The organism is Collinsella sp. BG-O-102, from assembly GCF_023656745.1.
In the GTDB taxonomy this organism is placed as follows: domain Bacteria; phylum Actinomycetota; class Coriobacteriia; order Coriobacteriales; family Coriobacteriaceae; genus Collinsella.
This window is the reverse complement of the sequence record NZ_JAMOKO010000011.1, coordinates 29,704-45,046: the sequence shown is the minus strand read 5'-3', so window position 1 is coordinate 45,046 and position 15,343 is coordinate 29,704. Positions and strand designations below refer to the sequence as shown.

At 60.3% G+C, this 15,343-nt stretch carries 14 protein-coding genes; 5 read left to right on the top strand and 9 right to left on the bottom strand.

Annotation, left to right across the window (positions count from 1 at the left end; genetic code table 11):
• Positions 1 to 202: 202 nt before the first annotated feature.
• From NBH09_RS06795 to NBH09_RS06775, 5 genes are all read right to left on the bottom strand, one after another.
• Positions 203 to 1,966, bottom strand: a complete 1,764-nt coding sequence (locus NBH09_RS06795) for an ABC1 kinase family protein (RefSeq protein WP_250787470.1) — start codon at positions 1,964 to 1,966, stop codon at positions 203 to 205.
• Between the two features lie 8 nt (positions 1,967 to 1,974).
• Positions 1,975 to 2,391 carry a hypothetical protein gene (locus NBH09_RS06790; RefSeq protein ID WP_250787468.1) on the bottom strand — a complete coding sequence of 139 codons (417 nt, stop codon included), beginning with the start codon at positions 2,389 to 2,391 and terminating at the stop codon, positions 1,975 to 1,977.
• 148 nt (positions 2,392 to 2,539) lie between these two features.
• Positions 2,540 to 4,063 carry a C69 family dipeptidase gene (locus NBH09_RS06785; protein ID WP_250787466.1) on the bottom strand — a complete coding sequence of 508 codons (1,524 nt, stop codon included), beginning with the start codon at positions 4,061 to 4,063 and terminating at the stop codon, positions 2,540 to 2,542.
• A gap of 366 nt (positions 4,064 to 4,429) precedes the next feature.
• Positions 4,430 to 5,284: a bifunctional 5,10-methylenetetrahydrofolate dehydrogenase/5,10-methenyltetrahydrofolate cyclohydrolase gene (locus NBH09_RS06780; protein WP_250787463.1), complete on the bottom strand. Its 855-nt coding sequence runs from the start codon at positions 5,282 to 5,284 to the stop codon at positions 4,430 to 4,432.
• A 2-nt stretch (positions 5,285 to 5,286) separates the two neighbouring features.
• On the bottom strand, positions 5,287 to 5,919 hold the full coding sequence (locus NBH09_RS06775) for a cyclodeaminase/cyclohydrolase family protein (protein WP_250787462.1): 633 nt from the start codon (positions 5,917 to 5,919) through the stop codon (positions 5,287 to 5,289).
• Between the two features lie 376 nt (positions 5,920 to 6,295).
• On the opposite strand from NBH09_RS06775, the gene NBH09_RS06770 reads away from it, so the two are divergent.
• On the top strand, positions 6,296 to 6,898 hold the full coding sequence (locus NBH09_RS06770) for a hypothetical protein (protein ID WP_250787460.1): 603 nt from the start codon (positions 6,296 to 6,298) through the stop codon (positions 6,896 to 6,898).
• 225 nt (positions 6,899 to 7,123) lie between these two features.
• Positions 7,124 to 7,717 (top strand): hypothetical protein, encoded by a 594-nt coding sequence (locus tag NBH09_RS06765; protein ID WP_250787458.1) that lies wholly within the window; start codon positions 7,124 to 7,126, stop codon positions 7,715 to 7,717.
• A 93-nt stretch (positions 7,718 to 7,810) separates the two neighbouring features.
• Here the strand turns inward: NBH09_RS06765 and NBH09_RS06760 are convergent, their stop codons facing one another.
• Entirely contained in the window at positions 7,811 to 8,080 is a 270-nt protein-coding gene (locus NBH09_RS06760; RefSeq protein WP_250787457.1) for a hypothetical protein, read from the bottom strand.
• Between the two features lie 198 nt (positions 8,081 to 8,278).
• Here NBH09_RS06760 and NBH09_RS06755 point away from each other — a divergent pair, with 198 nt between their 5' ends.
• Positions 8,279 to 9,112 carry an ADP-ribosylglycohydrolase family protein gene (locus NBH09_RS06755; protein ID WP_250787456.1) on the top strand — a complete coding sequence of 278 codons (834 nt, stop codon included), beginning with the start codon at positions 8,279 to 8,281 and terminating at the stop codon, positions 9,110 to 9,112.
• 311 nt (positions 9,113 to 9,423) lie between these two features.
• Here the strand turns inward: NBH09_RS06755 and NBH09_RS06750 are convergent, their stop codons facing one another.
• A complete protein-coding gene (locus NBH09_RS06750) occupies positions 9,424 to 10,761 on the bottom strand; it encodes a TFIIB-type zinc ribbon-containing protein (protein ID WP_250787454.1) in 1,338 nt (445 codons plus the stop codon).
• Positions 10,762 to 10,979: 218 nt separating this feature from the next.
• On the opposite strand from NBH09_RS06750, the gene NBH09_RS06745 reads away from it, so the two are divergent.
• Positions 10,980 to 12,161, top strand: a complete 1,182-nt coding sequence (locus NBH09_RS06745; RefSeq protein ID WP_250787452.1) for a cation diffusion facilitator family transporter — start codon at positions 10,980 to 10,982, stop codon at positions 12,159 to 12,161.
• A 13-nt stretch (positions 12,162 to 12,174) separates the two neighbouring features.
• On the opposite strand, the gene NBH09_RS06740 is transcribed toward NBH09_RS06745, so the two are convergent.
• The gene (locus tag NBH09_RS06740; protein WP_250787451.1) at positions 12,175 to 13,161 is read right to left on the bottom strand and encodes a chromosomal replication initiator protein DnaA; all 987 of its coding nucleotides are present in this window, start codon (positions 13,159 to 13,161) and stop codon (positions 12,175 to 12,177) included.
• 137 nt (positions 13,162 to 13,298) lie between these two features.
• Here NBH09_RS06740 and NBH09_RS06735 point away from each other — a divergent pair, with 137 nt between their 5' ends.
• The gene (locus tag NBH09_RS06735) at positions 13,299 to 13,535 is read left to right on the top strand and encodes a hypothetical protein (RefSeq protein WP_035137347.1); all 237 of its coding nucleotides are present in this window, start codon (positions 13,299 to 13,301) and stop codon (positions 13,533 to 13,535) included.
• 64 nt (positions 13,536 to 13,599) lie between these two features.
• Here the strand turns inward: NBH09_RS06735 and NBH09_RS06730 are convergent, their stop codons facing one another.
• A complete protein-coding gene (locus tag NBH09_RS06730; protein WP_250787449.1) occupies positions 13,600 to 15,267 on the bottom strand; it encodes a formate--tetrahydrofolate ligase in 1,668 nt (555 codons plus the stop codon).
• Between the last annotated feature and the right edge of the window lie 76 nt (positions 15,268 to 15,343).

Below are 15,343 nucleotides of genomic sequence, written 5' to 3'. Positions count from 1 at the left end.
TCCCAAACGCGCAGGAAAACCACGCATTCGTGCGTCTCCGCACCACCATCTAGGCCATCGATTATTACTGTCAGTATGGTATCACGCAAAAGGGCCCCGCACACAGGCGAAGCCCAAGGTAAAAGCTATGGTTTGCGATAGAAAAGGGTGAGGATGGAATGCCGAGCAAAAGGATCCGTCTTTCCCCGACCCCGGGAAATCGCTAACGCTTGCCGCCGTGGCTGTTGCGCCAGATCTCGCGGCCCAGCATCAGCGCCAGCACCAGCGCGCTCACGTAGCCCATAAAGCCAATCACCGGGATACCAAACACAACCGGCTCGATGCGCGCGTAGTACACCACCGACGAACCGATAAACAGACCGGCGATCACAATTGCCATCGACATGCGGTCGATGATTCCACCCAGCTGCCGCAGCGCCTTATCGCTGCTCATGATCTGCGTGTTCACCTTAAGCTGGCCGCGCGTGAGCATACGCGACGCCAAGCCCAGATACTCGGCCGCCTCGAGCGAGCCTTTTGCCGCGCGATAGCTGCTCGCCGCAAAGTCGCGCCCCATTTCGCGGACGCGCGCATAGGCGCTCTTCTCGTTTTTGATGTGCGCTTGGATGATCTGGATCATGTTGACGTTGGGCATGTACTCGGTCAGCAGACCCTCGAGTGTCACCATGCCGCGGGCGAACATCGTCACCACGCTCGGCAGCTCAACATCGTTTTTGCGCGCCAGGTTTAGCAGCGAGGTCAAAAACTCGCCGATATCCAGGTCCTTAAGATCGAGCCCCGCAAAGTCGGCGACGATAAGGTCCAAGTCGGACAAAAAGGCCGAATGGTCGAGCTCGGCCGAATCGCCGCGCGTCACGGCAAAGCGCATGAGCGAATCCTTGAGCTTGGGCACGTCGCCCTCGGCCACGGCAAAGATCATATCCTTGACGATACCGCGGTCGTGGCTCGACATGCGCCCAACCATGCCCAGGTCGATAAAGTAAACGACGCCGTCCTTGAGGATGATGTTTCCCGCATGCGGGTCGGCATGAAAAAAGCCGTCGTCGAGCACCTGCGTCGAATAGTCCTCGACAATCGCCGAGCCGATCTTTTCCAGGTCATAGCCCTCGGCCACCAGGCGCTCGGGATCGGCAATCGAGATGCCGTCAATGTAGTCCATGACCACGACATGCTCGGTGCACAGATCCAGATAGGACTTGGGGCACGACACGCCATGGACGCTCTTATGGAACTCATAGAAATCGTTGAGGTTTTTGGCCTCGGCCAAAAAGTTGGTCTCTTCGCGAAACGAGGCCCACAGCTCCTCGACGACGGCGTGTAAGTCAACAAACTGGTCGGTGTTGACGAACTTGGAAACGATGCGCACCACCGAACGGATGATGTCGATGTCCTGCGCCATGACCTGTTGCGCGCCGGGACGCTGCACCTTAACGGCCACGTCCTCGCCCGTCACCAGGCGGGCGCGGTGCACCTGTGCGAGCGACGCGCTACCGAGCGGGTTGGGGTCGATCGCGTCGAACATCTGCCCCAGGCGCTGGCCGTATTCCTCTTCCAGACAGCGGAGCACCACCTCATACGGCACCGGCTCCACGTCGGAGCGCAGGCGACGCAGCTCGTCGCAAAACCGCTGCGGCAAAATCTCGGAGCGGTTAGCCAGAATCTGCCCCATCTTGACGAACATGGGGCCGAGTTCTTCGAGCAGACGACGCAGGCGCACCGGCGTGAGGTTATCCCATACGCGGTACTTTTTGACCAGGCGAACGATCTGACCGATGCGTTCGCGGCGGCCCGCCGGCGTGAGCTGGTATTCCTCGTCCGGTGCCATCGCGTCGGGCTCCTCGGGGACCATATCGACAGCGCGCGGCTTCTTGCGAGCGCCCGAGACGGCGGCATCGACTTCATCGACAACCGCCGCCTCGTCACCCAAGGGATCTAGATTGTTGTAATCGGTGGTGGAATCTGCCATCTGCGCTGCTACTCGGCCTCTTCGGTGTCCTCTGCATCGTCGGGCTCAACGGACTCGACGGGCACCGAGGTCACGTTGTCCTCGACCGAATCGACGATGTCGCGCACATGGGCCAAAAAGGCCGTGCGCTCGGGGGCGGTCATGACGCGGACGCGGGCCAGGATGAGCTCGTCGAGCACGCGCTGCGCCGCAGTCTCGCCCTGCATGCCCAGGCGCTCGGTCAGGTCGGAGATGGTGCCACCCGCCTGCTCGAACATGTCAGACACGCTGCGGGCGATATCGGGGGTGCCGGCATCCTTACGGATCTGCTCGCCCTTGGTACCGAGGTCGTCAAGGACCTTCTTGCCACCCTCAACGGCAACGGCGGCAGCGCCGAAGCCCACGTTGATGGCACCGTTAACAAGCTGATCGAGTTTCATAACCATGGTTGGCTCCAATCATGAACAACTGCATTGGCCTTCTTGTACCCAAGATTGGGCGAACGGCACAAAATCGTTTTACCGCCAAGGTAGGAATCGAGCGGGGCAAAGCCTTTGACGGCGTTTGCCCCGCTCGTTCGCCGCAAGGCTGTCTTTACCTTACGTTGTCGTTCATCGCGAAGGAGTTCTTCATGGCACAGCTCGTGGTGTAGAGCACCTTGCCCAACAGGGCATCGGTCTCCACGCGTACAAGCTCGGCAAAGGCCTCGTTGGCGCGGGCGAGCTCGGCAGGCACCTCGGCCTCGGGCATCGCGGCTACGACGGCGTCAACGTCGTGAATCTGCTTGTGGCCCATGCCGCCGACCTTCTCCTGATAGTCCTCGACCGCGCGACCGCACTCATGGAAGCGAACATCGGCCAAGGCACCGATCAGACGATTTGCCCAATAGAAATTCTCGGACGTCACGCGAGCCTGCGTGTCGGCATAGTACTCGGGCATGGTCTCGACGTTGGCATACAGCGGCACGAGCGCGTTAAACGAGTTGGAGCCAAACGCCATCCACTGTACGGCGCGATACGCCGGCTGCGCATAGGGGCGCAGCTGCAGCACGGCAAGCTGGCTGTTGCGGTTGATGCCGATGGGACGATAGGCGCCGCGTGTGGCGGGCGTACCCTTGCTGCCGTAGCAGTCGAACTCCGTGCCCTGGTAGTGGCTCGAAAGCACGTACTTGATGTCCTCGAGGGTCACCTTGCGCTCGGGCACGCGGCTCCAGGGGATGTCGTCGCTCTCGGGCGTGTAGTCGGCGTCGGGACCGTCCCACACATCGCTGGGGTTGAGGCAGCGCTGCATGTACCAGGCGCGCGGCGTGTTGTAGACGTGGTCGCTGTCGCTGTGCGAGCCAAAGGCCTCGCGCGGGTTAAAGACCGCGGCGGGACCGTCGCCCTTAACACCCAGCGTCAGATCCAGATGCCACTCGGCCATCCAGGAGCGCAGGTCGGCGGAGCACATGTGGTCGGCCTGCGCGCCCTCAGCATCGTCCAGGTCAAAGCTGTCGATACCCAGCTGGTTGGGCATGGTCACATAGGCGTCATCGGGCACGCGCTTGGCGATCCAGTGGTGGCCGCCGATGGTCTCGAGCCACCAGATCTCGTCCACATCGCTAAAAGCAATGCCGTTGTTCTCGTAGGTGCCATAGCGCTCGAGCAGGTCACCAAGGATGCGTACGCCGTCACGGGCGGACTTGGCGTACGGCAGTACCAGGGTCACCATGTCTTCCTCGCCCAGACCGCCGGGCTGCGCCGGAACATAGCCGTCCTCGCCCTCGTTGCCCTTTGCGGGCACATAGTCCACGAGCGGATCGGCGCCGCGGACGCGCTCATTGGAGGTGAGCGTCTCGGTTGCGGACATGCCAACGTTGAGCTCGTTGAAGCCGGCCTCGGCCCAAATGCCGTGACCGGGGATGACGTCGGGGACGCTTGTGTAACGCATGGGATTGTCGGGCAGTTCAACGGTCAGGTGGCTCAAGACACTCGTGTAGACACGCGGCTGCTCGTCGGGGTGCACAACACGCATGCGCTTGGGCTCAAACACCCCGTTGGACGAATCCTCGTTGCGGGCAACCAGCGTCGACCCGTCGTAGCTCGCGTTCTTACCAACCAAAATCGTTGTGCACGGCATGCGCATCCTCCTTGAGCGAAGAAATCAAACGGCAACAGTGTATCGCTTCGGCGCAAAAAGGGCGAAACCGCGGCCCCTCGGAACCCCCTCGGGACCTCTGTGTGCAAAAAATGCCAAATATGAGTACTGTCACCAATTTAGTAGCAGCAAATTTCCTTGTAATGAGTGCCGAAAATCCCTATTTGTCCAAAAGCAAGACAACGTTATTCCCCATAGGTTCAATAAAATGAGCTTCCTAACGATAATGGATATCACTAGGAAGCCCAAATGTCATAAAACATATGTGACTATCTTTGCAACAGTACTCATATTTGGCGTTTTTTGCACAGTGGGTATATAACTGACCCTCTATACAGCCTAAAACGCCTATTTCGATGCGCACTCCGCCGCTTCAATCACGTGTTTGGCGAGAACCGCCGTCGTTACAGCGCCCACGCCACCCGGCACGGGAGTAATTGCGCCAACGATCGGCTCCACAGCATCAAAATCGACATCGCCGACCAGCTTGCCAGCGGCCTCGTCCCAATTAATGCCAACATCGATGATCGTCTGGCCCTCGCGAACCGCATCCGCGCCAATCGTACGCGCGCGTCCAACGGCCGCAACCACAATATCAGCCGCGCGGCACTCGGCAGCCAAGTCGCGCGTATGCGTATGGCACATTGTCACCGTGGCATTGCGAGCCGTAAGCATGGCGGCAACGGGACGGCCAATCACCAGCGACCTACCAACGACCGCGACCTTGGCCCCATCCAGCTCAACGCCGTAATAGTCCAGCAACGCTAGCACGGCCTCGGCCGTGCAGGGAGCAAAGCCCTCGCCGCGACCCGAAAGCGTGGTAAGCAGCGAGGCCGGCGTCATGGAGTCAACGTCCTTGGCAGGATCGAGCGCCGCGGCAACCGCATCCTCGTCAAGGCCGGCTGGCAGCGGGCGAAACATCAGGCAGCCATGAACAGCGGGGTCGGCATTGATGTCCTCGATGGCCGCCAGCAGCTCGTCCTGCGAAACATCGGAGGGAAGCAAAACGCGGCGAGCCTCAATGCCAGTCTTCTCGCAGCGCTTGAGTGCGCCACGCTCGTAGGACAGGTCGTCCTCGCGCTCGCCCACACGCACGATGGTCAGCGTCGGCACGATGCCCTGTTCGCGCAGGGCGGCGCAACGAGCGGCAAGTTCCTCGGTCAACGCGCGGGCAACGGGAGCACCCTTGAGCAGCTCGGCCATGGCTACCCCCTCTTCCTTGCGGCGTCAGCAGCACGGCGCGCCAGTGCATCGGCGCGCGGCAGCCACGTATCCAGCAGCTTATCGCACGCCGCCTCGAGTTCCTCGGCGCGCCCCCGGTCTTTCATAGACGTGGTATTGGCAAAAAGCGTCAAGCTCGCGCCCTGCATGGCGGCGCGGCAGAACACGGCACCGCACGCCACGTCGGACAGCAACTGGCGCGAGCCCTTGTCGGCCATGTCCTCGAGCAGCGCCAGTGCGCGTCCGCAGGCATCCATAATCCGATACGGAGGCATGGCCGCCACGCGCAACGCATCCTGAATCGCCGCGGGTCGAGCCGGATCATCACGGGAAATACCGTATGCCGCGGACACCTGGCCGTATGCACGAACATCCTCGGCAACCAGACCCACAAGTTCCTGCGCCAACTCGTCTGCCTGGGCAAATGCGCGTGTCAGATCGTCCGCGCGATCGGCAAGCGCGGGATTGGTCGCACCGTAACGCGCAACCATCCCACAAAGTGAGGCGCCCAGCGCGCCCACAAAGGCGCTCGCGCTGCCGCCGCCGGGCACCGGCTCGCGTGCGGCAAGCGCCTCGGCAAACTCTCGACAGGTTTTATCCATCATCTCTTGGCTCATGCGCACGCACCTTCAAGTCATATACATCGGTCGGGCGGCAACCGCCAACCAACCGCATCGAACACGTAATGGTGCTAAGTCTAGCCCATAAGCACATGAGCGTCAGCGCACCTGGCCATCGCGGATTTCTATGACACACGATAGGCGGCAGCGACGCAAACATGGGACACATGGCCCACGTTTCGGGACTCTCGGACGGCGGCAACTGGGGCATACATATAGATAAGGAGCCCCATGCTGGGGCAACGCTCGCCACGGCGCCGGACACAGAACGGAGGAATCACCACACAGCAAATAAAGCCATCATGTGCAAGCGCAACCGCCGATTGGCGAACCGCTGCACACGATGCCCCTAACAGACAAGGAGGACGCCACCATGAAGAAAAAGACCCTATCGATCCTTTCCCTTTGCATCGCCCTCTTTGCCGCGCTCGCCCTTGTGGGCTGCGGCGGGATCGCATCGGGCGGAGGCAGCAGCACCTCAAAGAGCGAAGGCAAGGAAAAGGCCCCCGTCGCCGAAAAGACTGACTTTATCTGGTTTAAGGTCGAGATGCCCGAGAGCGTTGGCGTGAGCGACTCCGCCGGCAAGAACGCCGACAGGGTCCAGCTCACCTTCCCCGAGAACGAGAACACCACAGTCGACCGCTTTATCCCCGTTTGGGAAGAGAAGATGACGGCAGAAGAAGCTCTTGCCGATGAGGGTCGAAAGAACAGCATGTTCCAGTGGAAAGTTGGCGACCCCGTCGAGTACAACGGCAGGACATGGCTCACCGGAACGTGCGAGGACAACCGCGGCACCCATACCTATCTCTTTACCGACGTTGAACCGGGAAGCGTCTGCGTTCTCATCGCGAACTTCGATCAGCACGAGAAAGAAGCCGAGACGCTCCTCAACTCCATCGAGTTCCCCGATGACATGGCGGAGGCGGTTTCCGAGGCACGCGAAGTCGAGATTTCGAGCATTGAGATCAAGCATTAGGGGCTCGCACGCAGCATCGCATGCGCAGTCATTACATGATCGGACGCCCAGCCGGGGGAGGATCGGATCAGCCGATCCTCCCCTACTTATATTGCGACATATTGCCACTTGTCGGCGCAAATCCTGCCCCCAGAATGGGACATGTGGCCCACCCGAACGAGCCGCTCGCGCGTACAGTAAAGGCAGGTAATCCATGGGCGGTTACAGATCGAGGAGGACACGACCATGAAAAAGAAGGCCTTTGCGATTCTCACCCTCTGCATCAGTCTCTTTGCCGCGGTTACCCTGGTGGGCTGCGGCGGCAGCGGCGGCGCTACCGGCAGTGGCGGTGGCGGCGGAGCAGAAAAGCCAGCCGTGGATATGAGGACCGACTTCATTTGGTTTAAGGTCGAGGTCCCCGAGGGCGTCGAGATCACCGACGTTGCCGGCGACACCGCCGACAGGGCCCAGTTTAAGTTCACCGAGAGCGAGCATGCGAGCGACCGCTTCATTCCCGTCTTCGACCCCGATAAGAACGCCGACGAACTGTTCGACTACGAGGCAAAGTGGAAGGCCAACTCCGGATGGACCGAGAGCGACCCCGTTAAATACAACGGCAAGACCTGGCGCAGTGCTTACTTTACGCACTCGGGCGGCGTAACGACCGAGTACTTTACCGACGTTGAAGGCGGCAGCGTTTACGTGCGCATCGACAACGTCGAGGAGCACAAGGACGCCGTCGAGACCATGATGAAGTCCCTGGAATTTGCCGATGATATCGCCAAGGCCAAGACCGAGGCCATGGACGTCAAGCTCGAGGATATCGAGATTAAGCGCTAAAGCTCCAACGGTATGCAGCAACGCCGTTTTAGCTCAGCCGGGATGCAAGGTGCAACTCCTTGCATCCCGGTTTTTGTGTTCAAAAGCGCCCGGTCACATCACCATATTGAGCACGTTCACAAATTCCTGGGCCTGGGAGCGGCTGCTGAGGCTAAAGACACAAGCAGTCAACAGCATGTTGCGCAGAAAAACATTGCGGCCCTTGATTCTGCTGACCCCCGTGATGTCCTTAAGGTAGACAATCTCGGTGTGCTTGCCGCCGAAAGTGCCCTTCTTGAGCACCTCGATACGGTTAGGGTAGATCTTGACGTCTTTAAACCCGCCCGAACCCTTGTCCTGGAACAGCAAAGTGTTGTTGTCCATACGCATCGCTCCCCATGGACTCGCGCAAACTACCTTTAACTCCTCATTTTAGTCATTCCGAGACCCCCACGCGAAGGCGGTTGGAGGCATCTAGATTTGTGTCCGCGCGAGGCTTTATGGTTCAGTTAATAGATACGCCATTGCGGAGGAAGACAAATTCGACGCATCCTTAATCGCTCGACACAGGAGGAGTCATACATGGCAGAGGCATCAAAGGCAACGCTACGCGACTGCATCTATGGGCTTGCCGTCGGCGACGCGCTGGGCGTTCCTTACGAGTTTAGGCCCCGCGGCACGTTCAAATGCACGGACATGATCGGCTACGGCACGCATGGGCAGCCCGCCGGCACCTGGAGCGACGACACGTCCATGACGCTTGCTACCTGTGACTCGATTAGGGAGCTCGGGCACATCGACACCGCGGACATGCGCGACAAGTTCATCGGCTGGATTGCCCGTGGCGAGTATACAATCGACGGCGTTTTCGATTACGGCGGCACGACCGCCCGCGCCTTGCACACCGGCAAAGGAGGCTCCGGCGAGCGCGACAACGGCAACGGCTCGCTCATGCGTATCGCTCCCCTGGCGTTCACCGATGCGACGAACAACGAGATCCGCGAGGTCTCCGCAATTACGCACGCCCACAGAACGTCGACCGACGCATGCATCATATTTGTCGAGCTGATGAGGGATGTGATGAACGACGCGCTCCCCTCGTGGGCACTCCATCTGAAAGGCATGCCTGAGCAGGAGATCAAGTCAGGTGGCTTCGTGCGCGACACGCTTAAGGCAGCCACCTGGTGCTTCGTCAACACTAACAGCTACGAAGATTGCGTGCTTGCCGCCGTCAACCTAGGCGACGACACCGACACCACCGCAGCCGTCGCAGGCGCCCTCGCCGGCACGGCCTACGGTATCGACGCAATTCCGCAGGAGTGGATCGATACCCTGCGCGGTAAAGAGTTGATAGAGCAGTGTTTGTTTTGGGACACGCCTTCAACGAAGACAATGTCAGTCAACGCAAATGATTAAGGGACCGCATAAATGATGATTACAGAATGCGCCGTCATGGGTCCGTTCGTCACAGAGCAAAGTACCGTGGGACCGTGCACCGTATTGGTATTCGAATCCCCGCTGCCACAGAAAAGGGCCGGTTGCCCCGGCCCTTTAGACATTAGCACCTGCGTTGCCCGCGCTTCCAAAGTTGACCGACTGAGGAGCGGGTTCCGCGGCACACCTTGATTTTGCCCGGTGGGGCGGCTCTTTTGCAGCCGTCCCACCGTTTATTTAGATCTACCACGACGGACAGCTCGCACTACTGCGCACTGTCCCGTACCGTTCCCCTACTTCCCAAAGATCGTTGCAAGCAGCCCCTTGCGTTTGGGCTTTTCTTCTCGGTAGGAACCCTCGGCAACCGCTGCCACCTGACGCGGCTGTTCGCCGTCTCCACGACGCACGATCTGGTATAGGAAGGGCGATTTAACGTATTTGACCTCGATGGGCGTGGCATGCACGGTACTTTCGTTCGATAGATGCAGGCTCGGGTTGAGCGGCGCCACCACATGCGTCTCACGCTTGTCGCTAAACGCCACCGCGGCCGCGCGGCCCGTCTGGCCGTTTACGGCAATGCGCACCTGCTCGCCATCGCGGCTGTCCGTCGCTGGGCGATCGACAAAGTAGACCGGTACCATCACCAGGCCGTCCTTATGCTTGCGAGCCTTGCGCGCCCAGGTGCGGATGCTCTTTTTATTGAGCCCCAGCACCGCCTCGGCATCGTTGCCGGCAATGTCGAGCGCCAGCTTATCAATGACCACCTGGTCCTTGGTAGACGCATCGACGGAGACAACGCGGAAGTCGCCTTCCTGCATGGCCGGGTCAAACGGCCCAACCTTGGCAAAGTCCCACGGCTCCAAAATGCCCATAAGGCGAACGTCCAGGTAGTTTGCCCGCGGATACGCCCAGTCGAGCACCTCGTAGTACACCAAGGTCTCCTTGCTCAGCCCCTTGCCCGGGAAGCTTGCCATCATGCGCAGGTCCGCGAGCGCCATGGGGAAGTAGAAGAGCATCATGTCATTTTGAATCGCGTCTTCCACGTCGTGCCCGGCAAAGGCATCGGGATACTGGCACACCAGCTGCAGCGCGTTGGCACGTGCCTGCTGCGGCGTTATCTCGCAAGGAATACCCTGCTCAGGCACGTACTCGGCACCAACGCCCATGGTCAGACGCTTGCTAAAGGTACCGGGCTTGAGCAGGTCGGCAACGCCGATCTTATTGCCGCAGGACGGGCACTCAAACACGCGCTGGGTCGATGACCCCTCAAAGGACGCGCCGCAGAAGGGGCAGGGAATGCTCACGTGCGTGGCTTCTTGGAACTCCTGCGCCGTGCCGCGATCCTCCCACAGCAGATGCTCCAGAACCGACTGGTTGCGCCAGTGTGAATTAAAGAAATACCAGTCCGGGTCCTCCGGGCGCTCAAGTTGCGACACATGGGTGAGCTTAAGCAGTCCATCGACAACCGTCAGCGGCGTATGGCGAATGCCCAGGGCGCTCTTTGGCTCCCCCGCATCGGCCTGCCACGGAACGACCGTGCCGCAATAGGCGCACTCAAAGCTGCGTTTAGCCTGGTGTGAGTACATAGGGCCGCCGCAGTTTTGGCATTTAATGGCAAACATCTCGTCCATGGATACGTCCTCCTTTACGCAGGGGCTGTCGACATTAAGTATGTCGGGCAGGCAAGCACATGCCCATACCCATGTGGCCCAAAATGGAGCACCTGGTCGGACAAGAAGGGCCGCTCGTTAGCTCCAGCAGACCATTGCTGCATTTTCTGAGCATCGGCGCACGGCGCGCCCACGCGAGCTACACTATCCCCTTAAACGAGGATGCGAGGAGATACGCCATGCTATTTGTAAATCGGCTGGTACATACGCTTGTTCCCGGCAGCGAGGACGAGCCGGTCGATACGACTTGCCGCACCAACGCGGGCTTTGCCGCAAGCCTCATTTGCATTGGTCTCAACATTACCCTGTGCCTAGCCAAGGGCATCGCGGGTCTGCTCGCCGGCTCTGTCTCGCTTATCGCCGACGCCTTCAACAACCTCTCCGACGCCTCGAGCAACATCGTGAGCCTGCTCGGGTTCCGCCTTGCCAGCCGCCCGGCCGACGAAGGTCACCCCTATGGCCACGGCCGCTACGAATACCTCGCCGGTCTGTTTGTCGCCGTCCTCGTTTGTGCCGTCGGCATCAACCTGGTGCTCGAGTCCATTACCAAGATCATCAAGCCCTCCCCCACCGCTTACACGCTCGTTTCCCTTGCGGCACTGGCTACATCCATGCTCGTTAAGCTCTGGATGGCCGCATTCAACCGCACGTTGGGCGATCGCATCGACTCGGAGACGCTCATCGCCACGGCGCAGGACTCCAAAAACGATGTCATCGCCTCGGGTTCGGTCTTGGCGGCGGCGCTTATTTCGCAGACGACAGGCTTTGATCTCGACGGCTGGGCAGGTCTGGGCGTGGGCATCTTCATTTGCATCAGCGGCATGGGCCTGGTGCGCGACGCCATCAGCCCGCTGCTGGGACAAGCGCCCGACCCCAAGCTCGTCCAGGAAATCCGCGACAGGATTATGTCGTACCCCCAGGTCCTGGGCACGCACGACCTTATGGTGCACGACTACGGCCCCGGCCGTCAGTTTGCCAGTGCACACGTGGAAATGCCCGGCGAGGGCGATGCCTTTGAGCACCACGAGATTCTGGACACCATCGAACACGACATCAAACGTCAGATGGGCATCGCCATCACGCTGCACTGCGACCCCATTGCAACAACCGGTGACGATCTACGCGGCTGGGTCAAGCGCGGCGTAGCGCAGATCGACCCCGCGCTTTCCATCCACGACTTGCACGAACACGATGACCTTGTGTCATTTGACCTGGTGCGTCCCGACGACTTTCACATCTCCGACGACGAGCTGTTGGAACGCGTGACGCATATCGTGCACGAGCGCAGGCCCGATGCATCATGCGTCGTCACGTTTGACTCCGGCTTTAGCTCGCCCGAGCGTCCGGCCGAACAGTTGTAGCCCCACTCAGCCGCTAGTTTTCCTGTGCGCCCGAAATACCGTTTTGCAGCGCGTCCCAGGCATTGGTAGCCATATCGCCCAGATTCTGAGCAGTATCGCCGAGGTTTTGCGCCGTATCGCCCAGCTCTTGCGCCTTGTCTCCCAACTCCTGTGCCTTGTTGCTCAGGTCCTCCAGCGTGTTGGAGCTCGAATCGTCGGTGCCGCTTTGGCCGTCGGACGAGTTGCCCGAGCCGTTCTTGTGCGTGAGTTGAATTTCGAGGTTACCGTTGTCGTTATAGTAGGCAGAAGTAACAACCCAGTTGGCATCGACGACGGGCGTCGAGCCGTCGTCAGTCAGAATCACAGCATTCGAAAGATCAGCCCCGCGTGACTTGAGGAGCTTTTTGGCATTAGACCAGTACTGCCCCGGGATATCGCCCAGATCGACGGTGCTAGACGGGGCAGACTCGGTTTGCTCGGCAGTGGTATCGGCCGTTGAACTCCCTCGCTTGTTGAGCATGCCCGAAACGATGGCAAACACAACCGACAGCGCAAAAAAGATCGCCAGCACAATGAGGATCTTCTTGATAACGCTCGACGAACGCGACGGAGCCTCTTCCTCGTCCTCACCATACTGCGGAATCGACTTGGGATACTCGCGATAGGGCTGGCGCGCATACGGATCGCGCGATTCATAACGAGGCTGGGCCTGCGCCGTGCGCGGCATATACGTCGTCTGCTGAGGCTGCGGAATGGGATTTTGCGGCAGGTTGTTATAGGCATCTGCCACCGCATTGCCATACGGGTCCGGAGCCGCATTGCCATACGGGTCCTGCGGTGCATAATCAAACGGATCCCGTGGTGTATCGCCATAGCCCATAACCCGTGTGGGTTCGGCAGACGCCTGCGTCGCATCGGGAGCAGCATTGCCGGGGTTCGACACGATGCGGGTCGCATCGGCGCTGCCGCCAGCCTGTGCGGAGCCATATCCGCCCATCACGGTCGTCTTGTCCTGGTCCATGCAACGTTTCCTTTCCGTCGCCTGTAAGCATCAAGTTATCCATGCATTCTACCCGCGCAAAAGCCTATGATGGGCAAAGGCCGTCGGTATCTACAAGACATGCGCGGCCGACGGTTACAAGCGAATCGAGAAACGTCATGGCAAAAAGCAAGCTCATCAAAGACACAACGCGCGCCGAACGTGAAGAAATCATCAAGCTGGCACTCGCGGGCTGCGGCAACGGCAGCTGCGATAACTGCGGCAGCTGCAGCTTGGGGGCAGGCGACCCGTACGGTACCTACCAGCCCTACATTGACGGCGAGATGGAAATCGCCGATATCAACATGATGGTCGCCGAGCGCAACGCCAAACTCTTCGGCCTTCAGCGCGGATAGAAAACAAAAGCCCCGCCGGGCCATGGGGCACGGCGGGGCAATCAAGCGGCTATGCGCGGCAGGCTTAGAACAGACCGGTGATGTTGCCGTCGTTGTCGACGTCGATGTTTTCGGCCGCGGGCACCTTGGGCAGGCCCGGCATGGTCAGAACGCTGCCGGTCAGCGCGACCACAAAGTGGGCGCCGGCAGAAACCTTGAGCTCACGCACGGTGATGCGGAAGTTCTCGGGAGCGCCCAGGACCTTGGCGTTGTCGCTAAAGCTGTACTGCGTCTTGGCGACGCACACCGGCAGGTTGCCAAAGCCGTTCTCGCGCAGCTCGGCGAGCTGGCGCTTGGCGGCCGGCGTAAAGTCAACGCCGTCGGCGCGGTAGACCTTGGTGGCAACGGCCTCGAGGGCATCAGCGACATCAGCGCCGTCCTCATAGGCAAACTTGAGCTCGCTCGGCTGCTCAATCAGACGCATGACCTCATCGGCCAGCTCGAGCGCGCCCTCGCCGCCCTTGGCCCAGACCTCGGAAAGCTTAACGTTGACGCCGAGCTTCTGGCACTCGGACTCGATGAGTGCAAGCTCAGCCTCGGTGTCCGTCGGGAAGCGGTTGATGGCGACCACGCAGGGCAGACCATAAACGTTCTGGATGTTGTCGACATGACGCAGCAAGTTGGGCATGCCAGCCTTGAGTGCCTCGAGGTTCTCCTCGTTGAGGTCGGCCTTGGCGACGCCACCGTTGTACTTCAGCGCACGAGCGGTCGCGACGACCACGACGGCGCTGGGGCGAACGCCCGTCATGCGGCACTTAATGTCGAGGAACTTCTCGGCACCCAGATCGGCACCGAAGCCGGCCTCGGTAATGGCGACATCGCCAAAGCGCATCGCCATACGCGTGGCCATGATAGAGTTGCAGCCGTGGGCAATGTTGGCGAAGGGGCCGCCGTGGACAAACGCGGGCGTGCCCTCGAGTGTTTGCACCAAGTTGGGCTTGAGCGCATCCTTAAGCAGCGCAGCCATGGCGCCCTGAGCCTTGAGGTCGCGGGCGCGGACGGGCTCGCCGGCATAGCTGTAGCCGACGACGATCTCGCCCAAGCGCTCCTTGAGATCGTTGATGCTCGTAGACAGGCACAGGATTGCCATGACCTCGGAGGCAACGGTGATGTCGAAGCCGTCCTCGCGCGGCACACCTTGGGCCTTACCGCCAATGCCATCGATAACATGGCGCAGCTGACGGTCGTTCATGTCGACGACGCGCTTCCAGGTGATGCGCTTAACGTCAATACCGAGCTGATTGCCCTGCTGGATGTGGTTATCGAGCATGGCGGCCAGCAGGTTGTTGGCAGCACCGATGGCATGGAAGTCGCCGGTAAAGTGCAGGTTGATGTCCTCCATGGGAATGACCTGGGCCCAACCGCCGCCAGCGGCACCGCCCTTGACGCCAAAGACGGGACCGAGCGAAGGCTCACGCAGGGCCACGGCGCTCTTGATACCGCGACGACGCAGGCCATCGGCCAGACCGATGGTCGTGGTGGTCTTGCCCTCGCCCGCGGGCGTTGGGTTGATAGCGGTCACGAGGACGAGCTTGGCCTGGTGATCAGTCGGCTCGTTGAGCAGTGAATAGTCGACCTTAGCCTTGTCGAAGCCGTACGGAATAAGGTACTTAACGTCGACGCCGGCGTTCTTGGCCACCTCGGTAATAGGCAGCGGCGTGACAGAACGTGCGATTTCGATGTCAGTAGGCATGGGCGGTCCTTTCGTTACCGAATGAGAAAAAGACCAATTCAGCATAGCACGGGCGCGCAATAGTAAAACGCCCATA

Bases quoted from the DNA above. Each gene is read 5' to 3' on its own strand.
- NBH09_RS06795 (WP_250787470.1), bottom strand. From the start codon at position 1,966: ATGGCAGATTCCACCACCGATTACAACAATCTAGATCCCTTGGGTGAC.
- NBH09_RS06790 (WP_250787468.1), bottom strand. From the start codon at position 2,391: ATGGTTATGAAACTCGATCAGCTTGTTAACGGTGCCATCAACGTGGGC.
- NBH09_RS06785 (WP_250787466.1), bottom strand. From the start codon at position 4,063: ATGCCGTGCACAACGATTTTGGTTGGTAAGAACGCGAGCTACGACGGG.
- NBH09_RS06780 (WP_250787463.1), bottom strand. From the start codon at position 5,284: ATGGCCGAGCTGCTCAAGGGTGCTCCCGTTGCCCGCGCGTTGACCGAG.
- NBH09_RS06775 (WP_250787462.1), bottom strand. From the start codon at position 5,919: ATGAGCCAAGAGATGATGGATAAAACCTGTCGAGAGTTTGCCGAGGCG.
- NBH09_RS06770 (WP_250787460.1), top strand. From the start codon at position 6,296: ATGAAGAAAAAGACCCTATCGATCCTTTCCCTTTGCATCGCCCTCTTT.
- NBH09_RS06765 (WP_250787458.1), top strand. From the start codon at position 7,124: ATGAAAAAGAAGGCCTTTGCGATTCTCACCCTCTGCATCAGTCTCTTT.
- NBH09_RS06760 (WP_250787457.1), bottom strand. From the start codon at position 8,080: ATGGACAACAACACTTTGCTGTTCCAGGACAAGGGTTCGGGCGGGTTT.
- NBH09_RS06755 (WP_250787456.1), top strand. From the start codon at position 8,279: ATGGCAGAGGCATCAAAGGCAACGCTACGCGACTGCATCTATGGGCTT.
- NBH09_RS06750 (WP_250787454.1), bottom strand. From the start codon at position 10,761: ATGGACGAGATGTTTGCCATTAAATGCCAAAACTGCGGCGGCCCTATG.
- NBH09_RS06745 (WP_250787452.1), top strand. From the start codon at position 10,980: ATGCTATTTGTAAATCGGCTGGTACATACGCTTGTTCCCGGCAGCGAG.
- NBH09_RS06740 (WP_250787451.1), bottom strand. From the start codon at position 13,161: ATGGACCAGGACAAGACGACCGTGATGGGCGGATATGGCTCCGCACAG.
- NBH09_RS06735 (WP_035137347.1), top strand. From the start codon at position 13,299: ATGGCAAAAAGCAAGCTCATCAAAGACACAACGCGCGCCGAACGTGAA.
- NBH09_RS06730 (WP_250787449.1), bottom strand. From the start codon at position 15,267: ATGCCTACTGACATCGAAATCGCACGTTCTGTCACGCCGCTGCCTATT.